We start from the raw sequence: 16,246 nt of genomic DNA, 5'->3' as shown, positions 1-16,246 counted from the left end.
GCCGTGCGAACCGATAGCAAGCGCTGGGGTGATCCGGTTCTGGTGGCAACGGTGGCGCCGCTCACCATCGTCATGCTTTTGTTCTTCATCATTCCGCTGGTGATGACGGTGGTGCTGTCGTTCCAGACGACGCAATTCTACCGCCTGTCCTGGACCTGGGACCTGAAAATCTGGACCGAGGTGTTCTCAAAGCCGCATTACTGGACGATCATGGCGCGCACCGTCGCCATGGCGCTGGTCTGCGTGGTCGTCTGCGTGCTCATCGCCTTTCCCGCCGCCTATGCGCTGGCGACCAGGCTCCGGGCCTACAATGCGCAGATCCAGATCCTGATCATCTTCGCCTTCCTGACCGACGCGGTGCTGAAGACCTTCGGCTGGATCCTGGTGCTGGACAAGAGCGGCGTCGCCAACTGGCTGCTGGCGCATCTGGGCCTCGGTCCGGAAGCGCTCAACCTCCTGTTCACGCCGACCGGCACGATGATCGGCATGGTCTATGGCCTGGTCGTCTATCCGATGTTCACCATCTACCTGTCGCTGGCGCGCATCGACCGCGACCTCGTTCTCGCCGCCTATGATTCCGGCGCATCGCGGCTGCGCGCCTTCTTCGAGGTAACGCTGCCGTTGGCCCGCCCCGGCCTCTATTGCGGCGCGGTGCTGGTCTTCGTGCTCAGCCTCGGCGCCTTCCTCGAGCCCAAGGTCCTGGGCGGCGGCACCGCGCCCCTGGCTTCGGAGCTGATCCGCCAGAGTTTCGAGACACGGGTCAACTGGCCGCTGGGCGCGGCGCTGACCTTGGTGCTGATCGTCATCGGCGCCCTGTCGCTGGCGCTCGCCGCCGCCGTGCTGATGCGCGGCAATCGCGGGAGGGCTGTCCAATGATCCCGGAACGGCTGAAGGACAGGTTCGTCGACGTCTTCCTCGTCGGCACCGTGGCACTGCTGATCCTCTTCTTCTACGTGCCAATCCTGACGCTGGTGGTGTTTTCCTTCACCAGCAGCCGGGTGCTGACCTTCCCTATCGAAGGGTTTTCGCTCGAATGGTACGGCGAACTGTTCCGCAAGCCCGACTTCCTGCCGGCGGTCGCCAATTCGGCGATCGTCGCCGCCATCTCGACGATCTTCGCCACCGTGCTCGGCTCGGCCGGCGCCGTGGCCTGGATCCGCTATCGCTTCCGCTTCCAGAACATTTTTCGGGCCATCAGCTTCCTGCCGCTGTTGTTCCCGCAGCTGCTGCTCGGCGTGGTGATGCTGCTGTGGTTCTCGGTGCTCGGCAACTGGCTGGGCTTCTCGACCGGCCTCGCCACCGTGATCATCGGCCACATCGTCTACATCACCCCCTTCGCGCTGGTGATCGTGGCCGTTCAGGTCCATGGCTTCGACGAGACGCTGGAGGACGCCGCGCGCGACGCCGGCGCCACCGGCTGGGAAGTATTTCGCGAGATCACCTTCCCGCTGCTGTGGCCCGGCATCCTCTCCGCCGCGACCTTCGCCTTCCTGCTCTCCTGGGGAAATTTCTACGTCTCCTACTCGCTGGCGGGCACGGCGCGCACTCTGCCGATCTTCGTCTACAGCGGCATCGCCGTCGGCTCCTCGCCGATCTATCCGGCGCTGGCCACGCTCAACTTCATCCCGGCGCTCATCCTGGTGTTCCTGGCCGATTTCCTGCGACGCCGGGCGCTCAAGCGACAGAAGCTGGCGACAGCCTGATTTCCAATCCACAAGCCAATCCAAGGTAATGATCCCATGACCGCATTCACCCCGGCCGTCTCCGCCAACTGGAGCTTCCCGACCTCCGTGCGCTTCGGCAATGGCCGCATCGGCGAACTGGCTGACATCGTGCGTGAGCTCGGCGCCAAGCGGCCGCTGGTCGTCACCGACCATGGCCTGAAGTCGCTTTTCCCCGTGCAGCGAACCCTGGAAGTGCTGAAGGCCGGCGGGCTGGACGCCGGCTTCTTCCACAACGTCAAGCCGAACCCGACCGGCGGCAATGTCGAAGACGGCGTTGCCTTCCTGAAGCTCGGCCAGCACGATCTCGTCATCGCCATCGGCGGCGGCAGCGCGCTCGACGCCGCCAAGGCGATCGCGCTGATGGCGGCGCAATCCATCGCCATGTGGGATCTCGAGGACATCGGCGACAACTGGAAGCGCGCCGACACGTCCCGTCTCATCCCCGCCATCGCCATACCGACGACCGCCGGCACCGGCTCCGAGCTCGGCCGCGCCTCGGTCATCACCAACGAGCAGGAGAAGCGCAAGGTCATCGTCTTCCACCCGCGCATGATGCCGGACGTCGTGCTGATGGACCCGGAGCTGACCACCGGCCTGCCCGCCCACATCACCGCCGCCACCGGCATGGACGCGCTGTCGCACGCGCTCGAAGCCTTTTGCGCGCCGAGCTTCCATCCCATGGCCGAAGGCATCGCGCTCAATGCCTTGCAGCTGATCAAGACCTGGCTTCCCCTCGCCGCCGAGGATGGCAAGAACATCGAAGCCCGCGCGCAGATGCTGATCGCGTCCGGCATGGGCTGCGTCGCCCTGCAGAAGGGTCTTGGCGCGATCCACGCGCTCGCCCACCCGCTCGGCGCCCTCTACGACACCCATCACGGCCTGCTCAACGCCGTGCTGATGCCCTATGTCGTGGAGTTCAACGCGCCGGTGCTGCAGGAAAAGCTGGCGCTGCTCGCGCGCTTCCTCGACCTGCCGACCCATGATGCGCGGGCCGTGGTCGACTGGATCGTCGACCTGCGCAAGCGCCTGAACATCCCCAACACGCTGCCGGGCATCGGCCTGACCGACATCGACGAAGACCGCGTCGCCACGATGGGCGAGACCGACCCCAGCGCCGGCGGCAACCCCATCAAGCTCGACCGCGAGAAGCTGCGGACCATCCTGCAGGCAGCCATCGCCGGGTAGGTCGATAACAGGACTTGGCCGAAGACCTGGCGCGGTGCCGCGCGCAAATCGCCGCGCCGCTGGGTGCAGGCATTCCTGTAGTCCGCGATGTGTGTTTCAGCGCGGACTTTCGAGCGCCCCGCTCAGTCCGGAATGGGGCCGTATCCGGACGGTCTGCTTCTAGGAAGCGCTCGTCGGTAAGCTGCCGTTCGAGTTCACAGTCATCGGGCAAAGTTTGCCTCGTCAGCTGACGACCCATCCTCGTCGTTCGCGAGCGAACCGCACCGTTCTGATACCGGCCGTTCATCAGGCGGACGACGAACTGAGCTCGAAGTCGGCCTGGAACCTGTGCTGCGTTTAAGGCATCCGACGTGTTGATCGCGGTCGACAACTAGGCCGGCGAACTGGAAATGAACCGCAACTCCAGCAAATCTGCGTTAGAGCAAAATTGCACCAAGCTTGCAGGCTGTGCGCGGCAGAGCCAATTCCCTTGCGACGTCGCCCCGCTTGCGACAGGATTGCCGCAACTGGAGGTTAGCCTATGATGCCAGATACCTTGCGACGCGACCACCCGCCACTCGACACTCCGCCCGTGCAATACCTGAACTTGGACCCGTCGCTTTATGTCCGCGATGATATCTGGCAGCAGGAACGGCGCAACATCTTCGCGCACACCTGGCAGTTCATGGGGCCTGTCGCCTCGGTCGCAACGTCCGGTCAATACCTTGCCATCGACATCGCCGGCACGCCGATCTTCGCCATCCGGGGCCGGGACGGGACCTTGCGCGGATTTAAGAATGTCTGCCGCCACCGGGGGGCGAAACTTCTGGCCGATGGCGCGGGCAAATGTGGGCTGATCGTTTGTCCCTATCACAAATGGTCCTTTGCCGACACCGGACGGCTGGTGCAGGCTCCATGGTATGGCAAGGATCCCTCGATCATCGCCGAAGACTGGCCGCTGGAGACGGTGCAGTTGTCCGAATGGCGCGGGCTGCTCTTCGCGGCACTTGACCCGAAGGAGAGTCTTCTGGATCAACTTGGCTCTCTGCCCGCCGAACTGGCGGACGAGCCGTTGGAGACCTATGCCGCCACCGATCAGGCCACTGTCAGCTTTGCGGCGAACTGGAAGATCTACACCGACAATTTCGTCGAAGGCTACCACATCCCTGGCACGCATCCCTCGTTCTACGCTGCCATCGACTTCGAAGCTTTCCAGACCACCGCCCATCCCGGTTATGTCCGGATGACCGCACCGCCGAAAGACGGTCTATTCTATCGCGGCAAATGGCTTTGGATGTGGCCGAACTGGACGCTGTCGCTTTTCGATGGCGGCATGAACGTTAGCCGGATCAATCCGACCTCACCGCATCACACGGACCAGCATTACCATTTCTTCTTTGCCGATATCGCTGCTGAAGCATCCGAGAGCAGGGCGAAATCTGTGCAAGGCACTCTGGCCGTGGTACGCGAGGACTACACCATCTGCGCCGATACGCATCGCAACTATGCCGCAGGGGCCTATAGCTCCGGCCCGCTCTCGGGGCGGCATGAGCGGGGAGTGCAGTATTTCCAGGAACGGGTCGCTGCGGCACTGGGGCTGTGACCGCCCCTGGCGTCCTTGTCCGCCGGATAGTGCTCCGGCTCGGCGCCGGCACGAGAGCCCCCCGGCCAGTCGAGGGTATAGGGCGGGCACGGTGAGACGAGTTACGAGTGCCGCGGCAATCGGAGCTCGCTCAATGCGGAGAGCAGATCGGCGAACGCGGCTTTGACGACCAAGTTTAGCGGCGCTCTTGCCGGCCGGACGCTTGACGGCTGGAACGGGGCCGAGAGGGGAACGACCGCTTTCTGACGAACCCGCCCGAGAGCGGACCGGCAGCTACCGGCCCCACAAGAGTTCTTCGATCGTTCGCCCGATCGGGTGGACAGACGCATCTTAACCGGACATTCCACCACTCCAACTTCAGCTTCGGTTTGTGGCGCTGGGCTGACGGCTGCGCTGCACGAATTGGATCGCGCCTGAGATGGCTGCAAGCCCCGCAACCCAGTCCTACGCCACCGCCCAATACCCGGCTAAGGTGACAGCGACTGTGCCGACCTCAACGGGCGCGGCTTGAGATGGCCGAGCAACGCGTCGATGAAAACCCGTGTCTTGCGCGGCATAAGCTGCCTGCTCGGGAAGACGGCGCGCACCATGGCCGGAGGCAACCGCCATTCAGGCAGGATGCGGATGAGTTCCCCGGTAGCGAGATAAGGCCGCGCGAAAAGGTCCGGCATCGCGGTGATGCCCGCGCCCGACCGGGCTAGGCGGAAGAGCAGTTCATAGGAATTCGCCGATACCCGACGACCCGACATGTCGACCGGAACCGAAAGAGCGTCCCTGTTCAGCAACCAGCTCACCGGAAGGCCGTCGGCGAGCAGCACGAGGACGTCGTGCCGTGCCAGTGCCTCTGGCGTGTCGGGTACCCCGGCATGGTCCGTGTAAAGCGGCGACGCGTAAAGACCGATACCAAGGTCGACCAGATGTCGTGTGGTCAACTGAAGATCCTGGGTTTCCCCGCCGATCCGGATGGCGAGATCGAAGCCGTCGCCGATCACGTCGACATAGCGAGGCGACAGGTCGAGTTCGAGCTGGATTTCGCTGTAGGCCTTGCTGAAATCCGCCAGCATCGGAGCGAGCGAGATCGCGGCCAGGTCGCCAGGGACGGACACGCGCAGCCGTCCCGAGGGCGTCACCTGCCGGTGTTCGGCGACCGCCATGACGGCATCCACCTCATGGATGATCTGTTCGGCCGGAATGAGGATGCGCTGGCCCATCTCGGTCAGGAAATTGCGGCGTGTGGTGCGTTGAAGCAGGCGCTCGCCGAGTTGGCTCTCGAGAACGGAGATGCGCCGGGACACGGTCGACTTCGGCAGGCCAAGCCGTTCGGCCGCGGCGCTGAAGCTTCCCGTCTCTGCAACACGCGCAAAAATCATCAGATCGAATGGGTCGGGTGCGGTCGGCATGACTGGGCCTAAATTGTTTCAAGTATGAAACAATCAAACCCATTCCCGACAATAGCGCAACAACGAGATTGCCGATTAGCTGACGCCATGAACTTCAATGCTCATCGGGTGTGGACGAAGTGACAGTTTCAGCCAGAAACCTCATCGACAAGGCGGTCGTCTGGGAAAGTGCGGTGGGCTGGACTCCCGAATGTCTTGATGAAGGTCCGGACATGCTTGTCCGCTATCGGGACGCCGGCTTCTCCTTCCTCTCACTGACCATCGGCGCGGATTGGGACAGACCGGAGCCCACACTCCGCCATCTCTCCCAGCAACGGCGCTGGTTCGAGCAGCGCGCTCACGACTTCCAGTTCGTCGAATCCGTGGCCGATATTCGCGCCGCCAAGCAGTCGGGCAAGATGGCGATAGGCTTCCACCTGCAGGGCGCCGGCCCAGCCGCCCATGAGCCCGCCATGATCGATAGCTGGTACCGGCTCGGCATCCGCTGGATGATTGTGGCCTACAACATCCGCAACCCGCTTGGCGACGGCTGCCACGAGCCGTCGGACGCCGGTCTCTCGATGCTTGGCCGCGCTTTCGTGGCCGAAGCGAACCGCGTCGGCATGATGCTCGACGCAAGCCACGCCGGCATCAACACGTCGCTCGACATCATCGAACTGTCGGAAAAGCCTGTGGTATTTTCCCATTCGAGCGTCCGCGCGCTGAAGAACCACGAGCGCAACATCGACGACGTCCAGATCAAGGCGCTTGCCCGGCGCGGCGGCGTGGTCGGCATCAACTCCATCGGTGCTTTCCTGACCGACGACAACCGTTCGGACGTTTCAGCCCTGATGCGTCATATCGATTACGTTGCCCAGCTCGTAGGGCCTGAACATGTCGGCCTCGGCCTCGACACCGTTTTCTATCAGCCCTTCATGACCAAGCTTTACGACTCCGGTCCGATGATGGCGTTGCGCGGCTATCCGCGCCCGCCCTGGGCCGACGTCAAGCCGGAGGTCCTGCCCGAGATCGTCGAAGCCCTCGAACGCCATGGCTATTCGGAAGCCGCCATCCTTGGCGTGCTGGGCGAGAATTTCCTGCGGGTCGCCGAACAGAACTGGCGTCCGTCCACCGTGTAAACCCAACCTAAGGAGCGCGTCGTGAAATTGATGAAGTGGCTGCTTGCGGCAGTCTTGGCCACAGCGGGGCATGGCCTTGCCCATGCCGACCCGAAACTGATCGAAATCGCCAGCTTCGGCGAACACCCCGCGCTCAACCAGGTCGCCGAAGGCTTCAAGGCCCGGATGACCGAACTGGGCTATGTCGAAGGCAAGGACGTCACCTACGGCTTCCAGCACGCCAATTTCGACCGAAGCCTCGTTCCGCAGATACTGCAGCAGGTGGAGGCCAAGCATCCGGCGCTTATCCTCGCCATCACCACCGGGCTCAACCAGGCAGCGGTGCGCGGCATCACCGACAAGTCGATCCCAGTCGTGTTCGGCGCGGTCGTCGACCCGGTCGTGGCAGGCATCGTGCCGGATTGGCAGCACGGTTCGGCCTGGAGTACCGGTGCGTCCATGCTGCCCGATTTCGATGCCTCCTTCGACTACCTCAAGAAGGTGTTGCCGGGGGTCAAGAAGGTCGGAACCCTGTTCAATCCGGGCGAAGACAACGACACCTCCAATATGGAGCTGATCCGGAAGGCGGCGGCCAAGGCCGGGATCGAGGTCGTCGGCGTGCCGGTCGACAATCCCAACGACCTGCCCCAGCGTGTCCAGACCTTCGCCGGACAGGTAGACGCCATCTTCCTCATCCAGTCCAACGTTGTGCAGACCTCGGTACCGGTCGTGGCGCAGGTGGCGCAGCGGATCAAACTGCCGCTGTTCAACTCGGTCTACGCTCCCGACCTCAAGGACCAGCTCGCCGGCTTCCACGCCATCTCCTATCGCAAGAATGGCGAGCATGCCGCCGATATCGCCGACCGAATTCTCAAGGGCGAAAAGCCGGCCGACATCGCGCCCTATGTTCCCAAAGGTGACGATTTCGACGCCTATGTCAGCCCGAAGGGACTTGCAGCCGTAGGCCTGACGGTTCCGGAAGCACTCAAGGACAGCCCATGGCTGCTCAAGTGATAGCGATGTGCATGCCCCTGCTCGTCTGCACGGGCTTACGCAAAACCTTCAATGCCGGCCTTGCCAGCGCACGGCCGGCGCTCGACGGGGTGGATCTGGCGCTGAATCGCGGCGACTTCATCGTGATCATCGGCTCGAACGGCGCCGGCAAATCGACGCTGCTCAACACCATCGCGGGCGCGATCGAGCCTGAAGGCGGCTCGATCGTCCTGGACGGTCAAGACATTACCCGCCTTGCCGCACATCGCCGGGCGGGCATGATCTCGCGTGTGTTCCAGGATCCAATGATTGGTACCGCGGCGGCCATGACCATCGAAGAAAACCTGGCCCTGGCCGAGCAACGCGGGCAACGCAGGGGCTTTGCGCGCCATCTCGACGGCGCCAAGCGCGACCGCTACCGGACGTTGCTCGCAGGCCTGTCGCTCGGCATGGAAGACCGGCTGTCGACACCGGTAGCCCAGCTCTCCGGCGGGCAACGCCAAGCCCTGTCCCTGATCATGGCATCATTGTCGCGCCCCTCGCTGCTGTTGCTCGATGAGCATACGGCGGCTTTGGACCCCCGCACCGCCGACCTGATCATGGCGACGACCTTGCGGATCGTCGCCGAGCAGTCGCTCACCACTTTGATGGTCACCCACAACATGCGCCAGGCGATCGAGACCGGCAATCGGCTGGTCATGATGGACGCCGGCCGCATCCGCGACGACATCGGCGGCACAGAGAAGACAACGCTCACGCCTGCCGATCTCATCGAAAAGTTCAGAATCGAAAACGACCGCATGCTGCTCGGAACCTGACCCATGGACGTGATCCACGCCTATCTCAATCTCGTGCCGGTGACGCTGTCGCAAAGCCTCATCTATTCGTTCCTGGTGCTCGGCATCATGATCCCGTTCCGGTTGCTGAGCTTTCCGGACCTGACCAGCGAAGGTGCGTTTCCGCTCGGCGGCTGCGTCTGCGCCACACTTTTGCTGACGGGATATCCGCCGCTGTTCGCAACCGTTATCGCGATGCTCGCCGGTGTCGGGGCCGGCGCGGCAACCGCGCTGGTGCATCTGCGTTTTCGCATCAATTCGCTGCTGGCAGGCATCCTGGTCTTCACTGCGCTCTACAGCGTGAATATGCGCGTCCTCGGCCGCTCGAACATCGCCTTGTTCAACACCGACAACGTCTTCATGCACATCAACCCGGCCATCCTCACCGACGTCCGGCTGCAGGTCGCCACTTTCGCCGTGCTGATCGTGGTGGCCCTGGTCGCACTGCGCTGGTATCTGGCCACGCAAGCGGGAGCGGCGCTGCGCGTCATCGGCATCAATCCGGAGCTGGCGCCATCGCTCGGTATCAGCATCTGGACATACACAATCGTTGGATTGGGTGTCGCCTCGGGCCTGACCGCCTTAGGCGGCGCGCTCATCGTGCAGTTGCAGGGCTATGCCGATGTCGGCATGGGTACCGGCATCCTCATCAATGGCCTTGCTTCCCTGGTCATCGGCGAAACGATCACCGGACGGCAAACTGTGACCCGGCAGTTGCTGGCGCCGGTCGTCGGTGCAGTGGTGTACTATCAGCTCGTGTCCCTGGCGCTGTCGCTCGGACTGCAGCCAAGCGACCTAAAAGTCGTGACGGCCGCCTTCGTATTGGTGACGCTGGGACTCCCTATGCTGCGCGGTCGCAGCGCCCTACGCGAAACAATGCGCGCATAGTTCGACGACTGCGCGCATTCCCCTGTTGTGTTGGTTGTCGACTGCTATGGACATAGCGACGATCGCGGCCCGTTGGTCGGGAACGAGACGATCGTCAACGCGAACTGGCATCGGGGCCCCTTGACTTCCGATGCTCAATAGCGACCAGGCGCTGCTTATCGGAGATAAGCCGGGCTGCCGCCGACCCGGCCAAGGCCATCCTCTTCGACGCCTCGGGCGATTCAGTGCTGCCAGCAGTACTCTGATTCCCCAAGGTTCCTTTAGGCCGCTGACAGTCATGTCTGCTTTCGGGGGCGAGCATCGAGCTATTCGATGGCCAGTTTTGAGGCGCGAAGCCGACGCCTCCCTCCCCACCAGCTCTTGACGAAAATCGGCGCGCCTGTTTGAGACTGGGCTTGGTTTCGGACTGGGGCAAATGCGGACACTTGCTCCGTGGGGAGATGAGCCGGCGATGGCCAACCTTTGAAGCGCTTCTTTCACTTGCTCGCCGCCATCATCCTGGCTGCCGCCCTCACCGGCTGCACCAGCGTTTCCTATTACGCGCAGTCGATAGAGGGCCAGGTGCAGCTCATGGCGGCGCGGAAGAATGTCGGGGGGCTGATCAACGATCCGTCGACGCCCAAGGCGTTGCGGGCCAAGCTGACATCGGCCAGCGCCATACGCCGCTTTGCCACGGATGAGCTGGCGCTGCCCGACAACTCAAGCTACCGCTCCTATGTCGATGTCGGCCGGGACGATGTGACCTATGCCGTCTTCGCCGCGCCGCAATTCTCGCTCGCGCCGGTGACATGGTGCTTTCCGGTCTTCGGCTGCGTCCCCTACCGGGGTTATTTTTCCCTGAAAGCCGCGGCCGAAAGTGCCGCCGAACTGCGTGCAAAGGGGCTGGACGTCTATGTGTCGGGCGTCACCGCCTATTCGACGCTGGGCTGGTTCAGCGACCCGCTGCTCAGCACCATGCTGCGCCAGGACGACACCTATATCGCCAGCCTCGTCTTCCATGAGCTGGCGCATCAGAAGATCTATGTGAACGGCGATTCCGCCTTCAACGAGGCGTTCGCGGTTTCCGTCGAAACCAGCGGCACGAGGAAATGGCTGCGCGCCACGGGAAACCGCGCCGGGTTGCGCCGCTATGAGGCCGACCGCCAGCGCAGCGCGGATTTTCTGGCACTGGTGGCGAAAACGCGCGACGAGTTGGGCCAGGTCTATGGCAGTCCCCGCAGCGCGGAGAAGATGGCGGCCGCGAAGGCAGCCGCGATAGACAGTCTGCGCGCGCGCTACCGGCACATGCGCGACAGGCGCTGGGCGGGATACCGGGGATATGACGGCTGGTTCGACAGCCCCATCAACAACGCAAAGCTCGCCGCGACCGCCGTCTACGGCGAACAGGTTCCGGCGTTCCTTCGCCTGCACGAATTGTGCGGAGGCGATTATCCCAGGTTCTATGCCGCCGTTCGCAGGATCGCAGCCCTGCCCCAGCCTTCGCGCGCCCAGGCGCTGACGACGGCGGCCAAGTGTGATTGACACTGACGAGCAAGCAGCCCGCCGCTTCCGGATGTTTCGTCCAAGCCGATACCCGAAAGCGCTCTTGTCGTGATGCGTCTGAAATCATAGGGCGATATCGTCGGAGAAACCCGTGAAGCGGGGCGAGCCGCATCGAGACCTCCGATCCCGACCGCATTCAAGATGACCAAAGCGGCTTCACCCGCTCAATGCGATATCTCTTCTCGAACTCGCGGAGCACCATTTCGAGCGTCGCCTCAAAAGCACTCTGATCGAACCTCATAGATTTCTTTGCCTCGTGGAGGTAGCGCCAGTCGATGAAGGCATCTTGGTTCTGATACAGAATGTCTTGAATGCTGTAGTCGACGTAGAAAAAATCGGGATGATACGGGACCACTGATCTTTTGAACTCTGCGGCGAGTTTATCTTGGCTTTCGGGCTTAAGGCGATCAAACAGCTTCATCAAATTATGTGACTTTGCAACTATTGGATCGTCGTGGTCGAAGACGAACCACGCTTTGAGTGCCAATTCCATCGAAAGCGCCAACAGCATCGGCTCAACACCGACGTGTTCGCGTTCACTCGGGTCTGCATGCTCTCCGAATTCTCGACTTGGAAAGCTCCGAGTTTTTCGGAAAATCGCCTTTGCAGATTCCCCGATCTTAATAGCCGTCGATAAGCGCGCACTCATTAGAGATCCATTGAAGTGAACTAGCTCCGGAGCTTGGCGGAGACATTGCAAGAATGCAATCGCTTAGGCTAGGTGGCACGGAATTACAATTTAACAACAAGTTAAAGTTGATTTCACTGCCGGCAACTTGTCTTTCTCACATCTTCGGGGCGCGAATGCCATCTGGTTGCGATCCCTGCGGCCAAGATATCTAGAGGCACAACCCCTCCCCCCAAGTTACCGCCCCGGCGCCGCGCTCAGTTCACTTCGCCGCCAGGCGGCGGGCGAGATGCCTACCGAGCGTTTGAACTCGCGGCCGAAGTGATAGACGTCGCAGAAGCCGCAGGCTTCCGCCACCTCGGCCAGCGGCTGCTCGCTTTGCACCAGCATCGACTGCGCCTGCATCAGCCGCTCGCGCATCAGCCATTGGTGCGGGCTGGTGCGCAGGTGCTTCTGGAAGAGACGCCGCACCTGCGAGGCGCCGAGGCCGGTGATGCCGGCGAGATCGGAAGCCGTCCAGGCGAAGCCTGGCTCGGCCCGCATGGCGTCGAGCGCTGACGCCAGCGGCTTGGGCAGGTCGTCATTGCCGGCGCCGTTCACGGCGCGGTCGACCAACAGCAGGAATTCGGCGACCAGCTGGTTGAGCCGCAGGTCGAGCCCGGCGTCGCGCCGCCGCAATGCCGAAAACAGCCGCTCGAACCATGGCGCCGGGCTGGTGGTTTCCGTGAACATTGTGCGCAACGCGCCCTCGCCGAACAGCTTGCGCCGCAGGATCGCCGGATCGGGTCCGTCCAGCCGGAACCACAGCAGCGTCCAGGGGTCGCTGGGATCGGCGGAATGCACATGCGGCGCCTCGTTGGCCATCCAGACCAACTGGTTCGTCCGCACCTCCAGCCGCTGCCCCAGCGTCTCCACATGGCCACGTCCCGACAGGCAGTAGAGTATGTCCTGGCCGGGGTAGACCGGCCGTTCTATGCGGTAATCGCGCGCCGCCGCCACCTTGCCGGCACGCAGCACGCTGAACGCCGTGCGCGTCCATCCGGGGACCGGCACATAGTGGAAACTCTCGAAAACCGTCGTCTTTGGCGTCATGCGCGTTTTATACAAAACGAGTGCCCTGCTGTCCATTTTGTTCGCTGGGGCACGCCGCTATGGTCGCTTTCAACAGACCGGGGCGTTCGGCGGACAGATGGCCGGAAACCCCATTTTTCGGGCTTTCGCGGCGCCTTGCCGGCGACGGCCCCGTTCGCGGAGGGAGGCAAGACGATGCTCGCGATGACCAGGAATGAAGCGGAGATCTACGCTCGAGACGGATACATCATCCGCCGGGGTCTGCTCAGCGTGCCGGAGGTGGAGGACTTCCGCGATCACGCCCGCAAGCAGCTCGAGGAAGAAAACAAGAGCGGCGCCGTGATGGCCAAGGGCGACAAGGAGGGCAAGACCACCCTTCTCAAGATGTGGACCAAGGCCGAGGACGACAAATACGGGCTGCTGGCGCGCGACGAGCGCATGGTCGATCTGGCGGAGGACGCCGTCGGCAAGCCGATCTACCTCTACAGCCACAAGATGACGATGAAGCAGCCCAATGAGGGCGGCGCCTGGGAATGGCACCAGGATTTCGGCTACTGGTACAATTACGGCTGCCTGGCGCCGGAGATGATGAGCATCTATGTCGCGCTCGACAAGGCGACCCGCGAGAATGGCTGCCTGCAGGTGCTGAAGGGCACGCACAAGCTTGGCCGCCTCAACCATATCCGCGAGAACGACCAGACCAATGTCGAGCAGGAACATCTCGACGCCGCGCTGAAGCGCTACGAGCACATCTATGTCGAGATGGAAGCCGGCGACGCGCTGATCTTCGACGGCAACCTGCTGCACCGCTCCGACGCCAACCGTTCCGACACGTATCGCTGGGGCTACATCTGCTCCTACAACGCCGTCGAGAACGCGCCGTTCAAGAAGGTCCGCGACTACGGAAATTTCGACGAGATGCGCAAGGTGCCGGCCGGCACGTTCCGCAAGGCGTCCTAAAGCGACGAATACGGGCATGGGCGGCAACGCCCACGCTCCGGCCATGATTGTAGAAAGCCGCATCCGGCTTCTCGAAAGATCATGGCCGAACAGGGAGATAGGGCCCGATCCTGAATCACTTCGGGATCCAGGGGTTCACATACATCGGCCGGGCCGAGAGCTCAGCTCCGGTCGATGAAACGAAGGAGTGGCGGCGCTGGTGAGGACCGGCGGGTCACGCTGAGGGAGGATACTGTATGGCCCATGCGGTCAGGACCGGCGCGCGCGCGCCAGCCACGGACCGATTCACGATGGCGCGGCTGTTGCGGGCGCGCGAGGCAGGTGTTTTCATCGCCCTGCTCGTGCTTTGCCTGTTCCTGTCCTTCGCCACCGATGGATTCCTGACATCGCTGAACCTGCTCAACGTCGGGCGCCAGATTTCCCTGCTCGGGATCATGGCGGTCGGCATGACGTTCGTGCTGATCGCGGGCGAGGTCGACCTGTCCGTCGGCTCGACATACGCGTTTTCCGGCCTTGCCACCGGCATGCTGATCATCGCCGGCTGGGCGCTGCTGCCGGCCATCGGCGCCGGCCTGCTCACCGGCGTCGCCATCGGCCTCATCAACGGCGTGCTCTCCACCTATGGCCGCCTGCCCTCGCTGATCGCCACCCTCGGCATGCTCTCCATCGTGCGGGGCGCCGCCCTCATCCTGACCAACGGCCAGCCGGTGACGGTCAATCTGCGCAACGGCGCGCTGCCGGAAGTGCTGCAGACCTTCTCCTTCATGGGCCAGGGCTATCTGTTCAGCATCATCCCCATGCAGTTGGTGTTCTTCGTCATCATCGCCGTGCTCGCCTGGCTGGTGCTGTCCTTCTCCAATTTCGGCTTCCGCGTCTACGCCGTCGGCGGCAGCGCCAAGGCCGCGCGCGTTTCCGGCATTTCCGTCAACAAGGTCAAGATCTCGGCCTTCATCCTGATGGGCCTGCTTGCCGCCTTCGCCGGCATTCTCTCCATGGCTTTCCTGCCCAGCGGCCAGGCCGGACGCACCGGCGTCGGCCTCGAACTCGACGTCATCGCTGCCACCATCGTCGGCGGCGCCTCGCTGTCGGGCGGCGAAGGCACCATCCTCGGCACCATCCTCGGCGTGCTCATCATCGGCGTCATGCGCAACGGCCTGGTGCTGATGGGCGTGTCGCCCTTCGTGCAGGAACTGATGATCGGCCTGGTCATCATCATCGCGGTCGGCATCGACAAATGGAGCACGCGCCGCACGGGCTAACTCCAGAAAACCTAAGCAACCAGAACCAAAAAGGGAGGACTATCCATGAACATCAGACACGTCATTCTCGCCGCCGCAATCGGCCTGTTGCCGCTCTCGGCGCATGCCGAATCCAAGCTCGCGGACTTCGCGCTGGCGCCGCGCATCAAGGCCAAGATCGACGCCGGCCAGCCGCTCGACATCTACGTTTCCTACCATGACGTCTCCAACGAGTTCGCGCCCTTCATGAAGGCCGGCGTCGAGCGCGCCGCCAAGGACGACAAGGTCGGCGCCCAGTTCATCGGCCCGGTCGGCGCCGATGCAGACGGCCAGATCTCGGAGATCGAGACGCTGATGGGCAAGATGGACGGCCTGGCGATCTCGTCGGTCTCGACCGACGCGCTGGCGCCGGTGATCGACCGCGTCATCGCCGCCGGCATCCCGGTCGTCACCTTCAATACCGACAACCCCGAGAGCAAGCGGCTCGCCTTCGCTGGCCAGGACCTCGTCCAGTCCGGCCGCGAGGCCGGCAATCTGATCTCCAAGGTGCTGGGCGGCAAGGGCAAGGTGATGATCACCACGATTGACGCCGCCGCCCAGTGGTCGCTCGACCGTGAAAAGGGCGCGCGCGAGGCACTGAAGGCCGAGCCCGGCATCGAGGTGGTCTCGACGCTTAACACCGGCACCGACCCGCAGAAAATCTATTCGGCGATCGAGAACGCCATGCTCGCCAACCCGTCGATCTCCGGCATTCTGTCGCTGGAATGCTGCTCGACGCCGGCCGCCGGCACCTGGGTGGAGCGCAACAAGGCCGCCGACAAGGTCAAGGTCGTCGGCTTCGACCTGCTCGACCAGACGGTTCAGCTGGTGCAGGACGGCAATGTCGACGCCACGATCGACCAGGCGCCGGAAAAGCAGGGCTTTGCCGCCGTCGACCTGCTGGTGAAATTCCTCAAGGGCCAGCCGATCGACAATGTCGACACCGGCGTCGGCGTCTACACCAAGGAAAACATCGCCGAGGTCGCCAAGAAGAAGTAACAGCCAGCTCAGCACGGCCGCCGGTTCCCCCGTGGACCGGCGGCCGCTTGCACCAGACAGCGAG

At 63.1% G+C, this 16,246-nt stretch carries 15 protein-coding genes; 12 read left to right on the top strand and 3 right to left on the bottom strand.

Annotated features, from left to right (window positions below; translation table 11 throughout):
* Positions 1-3 precede the first annotated feature (3 nt).
* The 4 genes from LGH82_RS28845 to LGH82_RS28830 all read left to right on the top strand — a co-directional run bounded on the left by LGH82_RS28845 (position 4) and on the right by LGH82_RS28830 (position 4,491).
* A complete protein-coding gene (locus tag LGH82_RS28845; RefSeq protein WP_227345946.1) occupies positions 4-876 on the top strand; it encodes an ABC transporter permease in 873 nt (290 codons plus the stop codon).
* A complete protein-coding gene (locus tag LGH82_RS28840; protein ID WP_227345945.1) occupies positions 873-1,703 on the top strand; it encodes an ABC transporter permease in 831 nt (276 codons plus the stop codon). Before LGH82_RS28845 ends, LGH82_RS28840 begins: the two co-directional genes overlap by 4 nt.
* Before the next feature lie 36 nt (positions 1,704-1,739).
* Positions 1,740-2,909, top strand: coding sequence for an iron-containing alcohol dehydrogenase (locus tag LGH82_RS28835; RefSeq protein WP_227345944.1), 1,170 nt, complete (start codon positions 1,740-1,742; stop codon positions 2,907-2,909).
* A gap of 520 nt (positions 2,910-3,429) precedes the next feature.
* Positions 3,430-4,491 carry an aromatic ring-hydroxylating oxygenase subunit alpha gene (locus tag LGH82_RS28830; RefSeq protein WP_227345943.1) on the top strand — a complete coding sequence of 354 codons (1,062 nt, stop codon included), beginning with the start codon at positions 3,430-3,432 and terminating at the stop codon, positions 4,489-4,491.
* Positions 4,492-4,958: 467 nt separating this feature from the next.
* Here LGH82_RS28830 and LGH82_RS28825 read toward each other — a convergent pair whose 3' ends face one another.
* Positions 4,959-5,891 carry a LysR family transcriptional regulator gene (locus LGH82_RS28825; RefSeq protein WP_227345942.1) on the bottom strand — a complete coding sequence of 311 codons (933 nt, stop codon included), beginning with the start codon at positions 5,889-5,891 and terminating at the stop codon, positions 4,959-4,961.
* Between the two features lie 119 nt (positions 5,892-6,010).
* On the opposite strand from LGH82_RS28825, the gene LGH82_RS28820 reads away from it, so the two are divergent.
* The 5 genes from LGH82_RS28820 to LGH82_RS28800 all read left to right on the top strand — a co-directional run bounded on the left by LGH82_RS28820 (position 6,011) and on the right by LGH82_RS28800 (position 11,226).
* Positions 6,011-7,009: a dipeptidase gene (locus tag LGH82_RS28820; protein WP_227345941.1), complete on the top strand. Its 999-nt coding sequence runs from the start codon at positions 6,011-6,013 to the stop codon at positions 7,007-7,009.
* A 30-nt stretch (positions 7,010-7,039) separates the two neighbouring features.
* Entirely contained in the window at positions 7,040-8,002 is a 963-nt protein-coding gene (locus tag LGH82_RS28815) for an ABC transporter substrate-binding protein (protein ID WP_227349711.1), read from the top strand.
* Positions 8,003-8,019: 17 nt separating this feature from the next.
* Positions 8,020-8,799 (top strand): ABC transporter ATP-binding protein, encoded by a 780-nt coding sequence (locus LGH82_RS28810; protein WP_413771482.1) that lies wholly within the window; start codon positions 8,020-8,022, stop codon positions 8,797-8,799.
* Positions 8,800-8,802: 3 nt separating this feature from the next.
* Complete coding sequence (locus tag LGH82_RS28805; RefSeq protein ID WP_227345940.1) at positions 8,803-9,705, top strand: ABC transporter permease; 903 nt, start codon at positions 8,803-8,805, stop codon at positions 9,703-9,705.
* A 462-nt stretch (positions 9,706-10,167) separates the two neighbouring features.
* Positions 10,168-11,226: an aminopeptidase gene (locus LGH82_RS28800; protein ID WP_227345939.1), complete on the top strand. Its 1,059-nt coding sequence runs from the start codon at positions 10,168-10,170 to the stop codon at positions 11,224-11,226.
* Between the two features lie 157 nt (positions 11,227-11,383).
* On the opposite strand, the gene LGH82_RS28795 is transcribed toward LGH82_RS28800, so the two are convergent.
* Together LGH82_RS28795 and LGH82_RS28790 are read right to left on the bottom strand one after the other, a co-directional pair.
* The gene (locus LGH82_RS28795; protein WP_227345938.1) at positions 11,384-11,896 is read right to left on the bottom strand and encodes a hypothetical protein; all 513 of its coding nucleotides are present in this window, start codon (positions 11,894-11,896) and stop codon (positions 11,384-11,386) included.
* 216 nt (positions 11,897-12,112) lie between these two features.
* Entirely contained in the window at positions 12,113-12,967 is an 855-nt protein-coding gene (locus LGH82_RS28790) for a helix-turn-helix domain-containing protein (RefSeq protein WP_227345937.1), read from the bottom strand.
* 174 nt (positions 12,968-13,141) lie between these two features.
* On the opposite strand from LGH82_RS28790, the gene LGH82_RS28785 reads away from it, so the two are divergent.
* The 3 genes from LGH82_RS28785 (at position 13,142) to LGH82_RS28775 (ending at position 16,182) form a co-directional block, all read left to right on the top strand.
* On the top strand, positions 13,142-13,906 hold the full coding sequence (locus LGH82_RS28785) for a phytanoyl-CoA dioxygenase family protein (protein WP_227345936.1): 765 nt from the start codon (positions 13,142-13,144) through the stop codon (positions 13,904-13,906).
* Positions 13,907-14,142: 236 nt separating this feature from the next.
* Positions 14,143-15,165: an ABC transporter permease gene (locus LGH82_RS28780; RefSeq protein ID WP_227345935.1), complete on the top strand. Its 1,023-nt coding sequence runs from the start codon at positions 14,143-14,145 to the stop codon at positions 15,163-15,165.
* Positions 15,166-15,210: 45 nt separating this feature from the next.
* On the top strand, positions 15,211-16,182 hold the full coding sequence (locus LGH82_RS28775; RefSeq protein WP_227345934.1) for a sugar ABC transporter substrate-binding protein: 972 nt from the start codon (positions 15,211-15,213) through the stop codon (positions 16,180-16,182).
* Positions 16,183-16,246 lie beyond the last annotated feature (64 nt).

It is taken from the genome of Mesorhizobium sp. PAMC28654, from assembly GCF_020616515.1.
Classification (GTDB): Bacteria; Pseudomonadota; Alphaproteobacteria; order Rhizobiales; family Rhizobiaceae; genus Mesorhizobium.
Note: the sequence above shows the minus strand (reverse complement) of the source record. Positions and strands in the feature narration are given on the sequence as shown.

What these genes read in the sequence shown, in the direction of transcription:
- LGH82_RS28790 (WP_227345937.1), bottom strand. Translation starts at nt 12,967, where the DNA reads ATGACGCCAAAGACGACGGTTTTCGAGAGTTTCCACTATGTGCCGGTC.
- LGH82_RS28805 (WP_227345940.1), top strand. Translation starts at nt 8,803, where the DNA reads ATGGACGTGATCCACGCCTATCTCAATCTCGTGCCGGTGACGCTGTCG.
- LGH82_RS28780 (WP_227345935.1), top strand. Translation starts at nt 14,143, where the DNA reads ATGGCCCATGCGGTCAGGACCGGCGCGCGCGCGCCAGCCACGGACCGA.
- LGH82_RS28840 (WP_227345945.1), top strand. Translation starts at nt 873, where the DNA reads ATGATCCCGGAACGGCTGAAGGACAGGTTCGTCGACGTCTTCCTCGTC.
- LGH82_RS28815 (WP_227349711.1), top strand. Translation starts at nt 7,040, where the DNA reads ATGAAGTGGCTGCTTGCGGCAGTCTTGGCCACAGCGGGGCATGGCCTT.
- LGH82_RS28830 (WP_227345943.1), top strand. Translation starts at nt 3,430, where the DNA reads ATGATGCCAGATACCTTGCGACGCGACCACCCGCCACTCGACACTCCG.
- LGH82_RS28795 (WP_227345938.1), bottom strand. Translation starts at nt 11,896, where the DNA reads ATGAGTGCGCGCTTATCGACGGCTATTAAGATCGGGGAATCTGCAAAG.
- LGH82_RS28785 (WP_227345936.1), top strand. Translation starts at nt 13,142, where the DNA reads ATGCTCGCGATGACCAGGAATGAAGCGGAGATCTACGCTCGAGACGGA.
- LGH82_RS28835 (WP_227345944.1), top strand. Translation starts at nt 1,740, where the DNA reads ATGACCGCATTCACCCCGGCCGTCTCCGCCAACTGGAGCTTCCCGACC.
- LGH82_RS28775 (WP_227345934.1), top strand. Translation starts at nt 15,211, where the DNA reads ATGAACATCAGACACGTCATTCTCGCCGCCGCAATCGGCCTGTTGCCG.
- LGH82_RS28825 (WP_227345942.1), bottom strand. Translation starts at nt 5,891, where the DNA reads ATGCCGACCGCACCCGACCCATTCGATCTGATGATTTTTGCGCGTGTT.